Here is a 7,336-nt window from a genome sequence, read left to right as displayed (position 1 = left end):
CCTCCTTCGGTGGTACTGTTTCTTACTATTATTATACGCTATTTCTCGTCAAAAATCAACCATTTGTTGTGACAGAGCCTTTTTTAATTTTTTAGATGCAATCCATTGGAATATATGTGTTCCGTCTCCAGAGAATGGGTCATTATGTAAAGTATAGAAGTAAGAACCGTGAGGATCATATTTATTTCCATCACGAACAACCTCTTCATACTCGGTGTAGACCACATCAGCTCCAAGAGATTTTAGATATTTAAAAGAGTTTCTAGAATTGCTAACAGGCACAGTAGTATCACTTGATGCGTGTACAAGCCAGATAGGAACATCTTTTACTTTTTCAAGTTCCTCTTTTGATGGCTCATAAGCTGGACAAGTGATAAAAGCTCCAGCAAAAATCTTAGGGTCAGCTACTAAAGTCTTAAATGTTTGGTATCCTCCCATAGAACACCCACCAATATATATTCTATCTCTATCGATACTAGGATTTTCATCTAAATATTTTTTTATTAGATTTATAAGGTCTGGAGTATAATCTTTTTCTCCAATAAGCTCTCTATCTCCTACCATAAATGATTTCATCCAAAAAGTAGGAGTTTGTGGAGCAAGTACATAAGGGTTATCGAAAATCTTTTGACTTTCCTCTTCTACAAAGGCCACTCCCCCACGGTTACCCAATATTTGGGTAGCATTGCTCTCTCCACCCTCTCCAGCTCCGTGCAACCAGATAATCAATGGGTGTTTTTTCTTATCTAACTTTGGTTTAAAATCTCTATACTTTAATCCAAACATCTCTCCAGAAGAAAATTTTTCTACACCCTCAACCTCTAAATCACTAATCTTATATTTTTGATTTTCAATACTTAAAGGTTTGCCATCTTTTGTTTCAATAGCCTTAGTTTGAACTATAGAATAATCAATAGGAATTTCTATATTTGAAAATAATTTATCGTTCCATCTTAAAATCTCAGCCCCTTTGATATTTTGCCCAAATTCCAATTCCAAAACCACTGTTTTATCATTAGGAAATTTAATATCTGTAATTTTTCTAGGAACTGAATTAGAAGAAACTGCAATAACTTTAAAAGTATCTTTGTCTATACTCTTTGTATTTAATGGTTCGTCAAAGTTTAAAACTATCTCTTTTACTTGAGGACCAAAATCAAAAACTTCCCCTATCGCCCTAAAAGGTACTTGGTTTTTAGAAATAATATCTAGCAACTTTCTCTCCCTCTTTTATAATTATAAACATATTTTTATTAATAAAGAGTATAGATTAAATATTATAAAAGAAAATTTAAAAAATTACGGAAATTACGGAAAGAAATTAGAGTAACAAGGATTTATTGAACGCTAAAAATCTCAACTGTTTGAGCGTAGCGAGTTTTGAGATTTTAGAGAAATAAACCGTAGTTAATCAATTTCTTGTAGTCTGGAGTAATTTTTTATTTTCTTAAATTTGTAATAGCCCTAAAGTTTATAATTATAGATTGTATTTTTTAATTATTTTATTTTTATAAATCTCAGCTTGAGTACCGTAGATTATTTGGATACCCTCTCCACTTCTTATAACTCCTTGAGATTTTAATTCTTTCCATCTTGAGTCTGGAGCAACTTTTTTACTATCTTTAACAGTTACTCTAAGTCTTGTGATACAAGCGTCGATACCTTTTATATTTTCAACTCCTCCAAGAGCCACAACTATTTCATCAGTTAAGTCTTCTCCTGTACTTCCTTGGAAATCTTTTCTAGTGTAAAGTTTTGCCTCTCCCTCATTTCTTCCTGGAGTGTTGTAGTTAAATTTCTCTATCATAAATTTGAATATGAAATAATAGATAATAGAGTAGAATGGTCCTAAAATTAATATCCATTGATAAGAAGTTTTTGCCATTCCTTGTAAAAGTCCAAAGAAAGTAAAGTCAATGATTCCTCTAGAGAAAGTAATTCCAACTGCTACATTAAGGAAATGTAAAACTCCATAAGCGATTCCCTCTAAAAGAGCATGGATTATATATAGAGGTGGAGCAACGAACAAGAAAGTAAATTCTAATGGTTCAGTTATTCCTGTTAAGAAAGAAGTTAAAGCAGCAGAAATTAAAATTCCTTTTACTTTAGCTTTGTTACTTGCATCAGCACATCTATACATAGCAAGAGCAGCAGCAGGAAGTCCAAACATCATTGGTAAAAATCCTCCAGTCATAGTTCTTGTAGCGTTAGCTGAATAATGTAAAGTTGTAGGGTCAGCAAGTTGAGCAAAGAATATTCTTTGTCCTCCAGAAACTAATTGACCAGCAATCTCCATACTTCCACCAAGTTCTGTATACCAGAATAATGGATAAACAGCGTGGTGAAGTCCGAATACATTTAGAAGTCTTCCAGTAACTCCATATAGGAAAGTACCAAAAGGTCCCATTGCAGTGAAAGCAGCTCCAGCTTTAACAACAGCAGAGAATATAGACGGCCAAATAAATGGAACAACTATTCCAAGTGGGATAAAAAATACCATTGTTAAAACTGGTACAAGTCTATTTCCACTGAAGAAAGCTAAATAATCTGGTAAAGTTTTGTTAGAAAATTTATTAGTGATGATAGCAGATACACAACCACAGATAATTCCTCCAAGAACTCCTGTTTGTAGTGTAAATATTCCAAGCTCCTTAGTGTAAAGAGCAGCTTTTCCAACAGCTACATCATAAGAAAATCCACTGTCCATAAAAGCTTGAACTGTAGTTGTATCAGCAGTATATCCCATAAATCCAAGTACAGTTCCTATAACAGTGTGGAAAAGCAAAAATCCTAATAACCCAGATAGTGCTGCAGTCTCTTTGTTTTGATTTGCAAGACCGATTGCAACTCCAACAGCAAATATCACAGATAGATTAGCAAAAACAAAAGAACCAGAGTTAGAGAAAAGAACTAATATTTTATTTAAAATAGTTCCAGGCTCTAAAAAAGTAAGATGATAAGTGTCGATAACAGCTTTAGAAGTAAATGCTCCTCCAACTCCTAAAAGTATACCAGCCATAGGTAAAACAGCTATTGGCAACATAAATGCTCTACCGACTCTTTGTAAAATAGAAAATCCTTTTTTCATAAGAGTACCTCCATTAATTTTATAGTATAGTTTTAGTATACAAAAGTAAATAATATAAGTCAATATACTAATTAAGAAAGAAAAGCCACAAACAGAACTGGTAAAAATAGTTTCATATGAAACAATTCAAAAATAAAACATATTCAATAAAATACATAAAATTACTTGGAAATAAATTAGATAAAGGTTATAATGTTTCCAAGGAAACTATCTAAAATAGAAAGAGGTGATAAATATTTCAAATAAAGCAATAAAAAAATTTTTTAATTTAATAGAGGATAGTAGAGAGTTTTATAAGGAGTTTTTAAAGACAGACGGAGGAGCTGGATATATACCAGAAATCTACCTAGAGATGCAAGAATTTGTACATCTCAATAATAAATACAATAATTATTTCAAAGAAAACCTAGAAAAAGACTTGAATTTGACAGATTACAATTATATTTATTGCATTGGTTCTAGTGATAGAATAAATATAACTCAGCTATCAAAAAAGATAAAAAATAGTAAAGGTTACACTAGCAAAGTAATAAAAAAACTTTCTGTATTAAATTACATCAAAACTTTTCAAGAAGAGGGAAATAAAAAAGATATTTATGTAGAACTTACCAAAACAGGAAGAAAAGCCTACGAAGATTTTTATAATAAGATAGAGGAAACAGAGGATAATTTTTATAAATTCCTTTGGGAGAACTATAATGAAGAAGAACTAAAGTTTATATATAATTTCTTCTTAAAAATAAATAAATTCCAAAATGAGGATATATAAAAAGAGGCTGTGATTTCACAGTCTCCATTTTAATTATATTTCTTTTCTATATTCTTTTTCCCATTTTTCTATAAAGTCTAATAAGATTTTTAAAGTATCTTTTAAATTTTCAAAATTAGGGAACTCTCCAAAAACCATACTTTTAAATTTTGTTTTATATACACTTTCTATTTTATTAATTCTCTCAAAATCATCATACAAGAAAGAATTTCTATATATAGTACCTTTTCTTTTTCCAAAGAAATCATTTTGGACTACTACTTTAGATGCCATTTTATAAGAATCCTCTGTTTTTAAAAAATCTTTAATCACATCAAGTTGATAAAGTTTGTGTAAATCATAAAGATGTCTTATTTTATTTCCAAGCTCTATTTCAGCATTATCTTCAAAGGTATAATCTAAAACTGCAAATAATTTTTCTATAAAAGTTCTTTTTACTGATAATACATTAATTTTAAAACTTTCTAATTGAAACTGAGGAATAAATTCTTCTTTTCCAATTTTTCTTAAATATTTTGCTATATAACTTTCTATCTCCAAAATCTCTGTAGGTTCAGGAGTAGATAAAGAGTTAATCTCTAAAACTATAACATCACTAACTTGTCCCTTATCTTCTTCATTTATTTGGATAGGATATTGATAGATAGTTTTTCTTATATTTCCTCTTTTGGATTCTCTAGGGTGTTTTGGAAGATAAATCATACCCTCAGTTATTGTTTCTTCTATATTTTTTAATAGTTTTTTCTTTTGATTATCTCCTAAAGATGAATTGATAAGTTGTAAATCTATATCTTCAGAAAATCTATTTATAGCATTATATCCCTTTGAAAGAGAAGTTCCACCTTTAAAAACAACATCATTTTTAAAGGAACTGTTACTTAATTTTTTTAGAATATATGTTACCCAATAATCTTTTTCTATATAGAACTCTAAAATCCCCATATCTTTAGCTGTAAGGGATATTAAAGCTTTAAAATTTTCTAACTCTTTATGAAGTATCACTAAACTATCCTCCAATCTTTTCCATTTTCTATTTTTAGATTTAATTTAAAAGTTGTTGTTTTATTCAAGCTTTCTTTTATTTTTTTTACTCTTAATATATTTTTTTCCTCTACCATACTTCCAAGTAAAGCTAAAACAACTACTGTATAATATTTTTCAGCTAAATCAAGAAGAAAAATTATCTCTTCATAAGCTAGTTTTAGTATAATCTCTTTCATTAAAGTATAATTTTCTTGTATATCTGAATCAGGTATATTTTTTAAGTTTTTTAATATATCCAATATTTCAAGGTATTTTATATTTTCTTCTGTTATAGGAGCTTTATTTTGAATAAATTTTATTTTTATTCCTTGGTATTCTCTTGGATTCTTTCTTGTGTTTGTAGCGATTTCCAAAGTATTAGAAAGCTGTGTAGTTAAACCATATTTATTAAAAAGATTAACCCCAGTAATATATCCTATTCTTTTTTCTCCAATATAGAGATATTTTTGTATAAAACCTTTTATAGAAAGAGGAAGTTCTCCAAAAATAGATTTTTCAGGAATATAGTATAGACCTTTTTCAGCTCTTTTTAATTCGCCTTTTTTAACCATTCTTTCCAATGTTTTAAAAAAAGCATAATTTGAATCATTAGAAAAAAATACTTTAGTATCTAAAACTTTATTATTTTGGTTGTACAAAATATTTTTTATATCTACTGCTATATTATCCATTCTTTTCCTCCTTTTTAAATTTTATTTTACATTTATATTGACATTTTATTTTTTAATTAACCTAAATATATAATATATTATATCATTTTATTTAAAATAAATTAAGTTTTTTTTACATTTATTTTGACAAATTTGCTATATCTTAAATTAAAAGAGGCTGTGAAACCACAGCCCCATAATTTTTATTAGCTTTGAGAGAATAAAACTTGATCTCCAGCAAGAAGAGTCAGAGAACCATTAGGAATAATATATCTATCTCCTCTTTTTACAGAGATAATATGAATTTTCTTGCTAGAAAGTCCCAAATCTTTTATCTGTTTATTAGTATAATCAGAAGATTCAGTTAGGTATAATCTTTTTAGAGCTAACTCCTCTAATTCATCAATAGGAAGTTCATCACTAGGACTATCATCTTCCTCTAAAAGTCCCAAGTGTTTAGCTATAAATTTCAAAGTAGTTCCTTGTAACATAACAGAGAAAACAACCATATAGAAAATCATATTAAACATCATTTGAGAGTTTTCAAGATTTTGTGTAACTCCCATTATTGAGAAAATAATCGGTACAGCTCCCTTAAGTCCAGCCCAAGAGATAAAGAATTTTTCTTTTAAAGTATACTTAAATGGATATAAAAGACCATAGACAACAATCATTCTTCCAATGATTATAATCAAGATTGCAAGGATACTTCCTCTCCAAATAACTGATAAAAGTTGACTTGGGAAAACCAAAAGCCCCAACAAAATAAACATAGTTATCTGCATAAGCCAAGAGAAAGCTCTCATATTTCTCAAAAGATTTATTCTAAAATCAAATTTTTCATTTCCAATAAATATTCCCATTATATATATTGCCAAAAATCCATTTCCACCAATAAGGTTTGTTCCAGAATAACAGATAAATAGGAAAGAGATAATATGGATTATTAAAAATTCTTCCCTTTGTATTTTTATAATTCTACTAAATGGCACAGTGAATTTTCCAAATAAAAATCCCATTGCTCCACCAAGTATAATCTGCTTTATCAAAAACCAAATTCCACCGATGAAATCAAGAGAACCAGCTTTGAATATAGAGATTAAAAATAGTATCAGAGCATAAGCCATAGGGTCGTTACTTCCAGATTCTATCTCAATTACAGTTTTAATATCTTTTTTTAATTTTGATTCTCCCAAGATAGACATAACTGCCGCTGCATCAGTAGAAGAAACAAAAGCTCCAAATATCAGTGATTCAATAAACGAAAAGTTAGTAAGAAAATAAGTAAACACTCCAGCTATCATAGCTGTAAGAAAAACTCCACCAGTGGCGAGCAATCCACTTGGATACAGAGCTGAAAGAGCATCGATTTTTTTAGTTTCCAAAGCCCCTGAGAAAAGAATAAATAGAAGAGCAAAGTTACCAATGTTTTGAGCAACAGTAAAGTTGTCAAAATATATTCCCCCTATTCCCTCAGAACCAGCTAGTATTCCAATAAAAATAAACATAATTAAAAAAGGCACTTGCACAACTCTAGAAAGTTTAATAGAGCAAAGGCTAACAAATAAAAGAATCCCACAAATTAAAATTTGATATTCTATGATGATCACCTCTTTTATTAATATTTTATATTTGCATTATATATTTTTTATATTTAATTGTCAAGGAAATAACACAAAAATATAGAGCTATAACCAAAAAAATTTTTAGTTTATAAGATGGTAAAAAAATTCATTAATTTATATTTAATAATAAACAATCCTTGACTTTAAGTAATTATTGTAT

The 7,336-nt window shown here is 28.9% G+C and carries 6 protein-coding genes; 1 reads left to right on the top strand and 5 read right to left on the bottom strand.

Translation table 11 applies throughout. The features are described 5' to 3' along the window. Positions 1-48 precede the first annotated feature (48 nt). Both I6E15_RS07210 and I6E15_RS07205 read right to left on the bottom strand, forming a co-directional pair. The gene (locus I6E15_RS07210; RefSeq protein WP_235247168.1) at positions 49-1,215 is read right to left on the bottom strand and encodes a prolyl oligopeptidase family serine peptidase; all 1,167 of its coding nucleotides are present in this window, start codon (positions 1,213-1,215) and stop codon (positions 49-51) included. Positions 1,216-1,477: 262 nt separating this feature from the next. Then, complete coding sequence (locus I6E15_RS07205) at positions 1,478-3,088, bottom strand: PTS transporter subunit EIIC (protein ID WP_235247167.1); 1,611 nt, start codon at positions 3,086-3,088, stop codon at positions 1,478-1,480. A 226-nt stretch (positions 3,089-3,314) separates the two neighbouring features. Between I6E15_RS07205 and I6E15_RS07200 the strand changes: the two genes are divergently transcribed. Then, a complete protein-coding gene (locus I6E15_RS07200; protein ID WP_235247166.1) occupies positions 3,315-3,857 on the top strand; it encodes a transcriptional regulator in 543 nt (180 codons plus the stop codon). Between the two features lie 33 nt (positions 3,858-3,890). Here I6E15_RS07200 and I6E15_RS07195 read toward each other — a convergent pair whose 3' ends face one another. From I6E15_RS07195 to I6E15_RS07185, 3 genes are all read right to left on the bottom strand, one after another. Next, entirely contained in the window at positions 3,891-4,859 is a 969-nt protein-coding gene (locus tag I6E15_RS07195; RefSeq protein ID WP_235247165.1) for a nucleotidyl transferase AbiEii/AbiGii toxin family protein, read from the bottom strand. Continuing rightward, positions 4,859-5,572 (bottom strand): type IV toxin-antitoxin system AbiEi family antitoxin domain-containing protein, encoded by a 714-nt coding sequence (locus I6E15_RS07190; protein ID WP_235247164.1) that lies wholly within the window; start codon positions 5,570-5,572, stop codon positions 4,859-4,861. The genes I6E15_RS07195 and I6E15_RS07190 overlap by 1 nt, the downstream gene beginning before the upstream one ends. 185 nt (positions 5,573-5,757) lie before the next feature. Then, positions 5,758-7,161 (bottom strand): potassium/proton antiporter, encoded by a 1,404-nt coding sequence (locus I6E15_RS07185; protein WP_235247163.1) that lies wholly within the window; start codon positions 7,159-7,161, stop codon positions 5,758-5,760. Between the last annotated feature and the right edge of the window lie 175 nt (positions 7,162-7,336).

This window comes from Fusobacterium perfoetens, from assembly GCF_021531475.1.
Lineage (GTDB): Bacteria > Fusobacteriota > Fusobacteriia > Fusobacteriales > Fusobacteriaceae > Fusobacterium_B.
Note: the sequence above shows the minus strand (reverse complement) of the source record. Positions and strands in the feature narration are given on the sequence as shown.

What these genes read in the sequence shown, in the direction of transcription:
- I6E15_RS07205 (WP_235247167.1), bottom strand. Translation starts at nt 3,088, where the DNA reads ATGAAAAAAGGATTTTCTATTTTACAAAGAGTCGGTAGAGCATTTATG.
- I6E15_RS07190 (WP_235247164.1), bottom strand. Translation starts at nt 5,572, where the DNA reads ATGGATAATATAGCAGTAGATATAAAAAATATTTTGTACAACCAAAAT.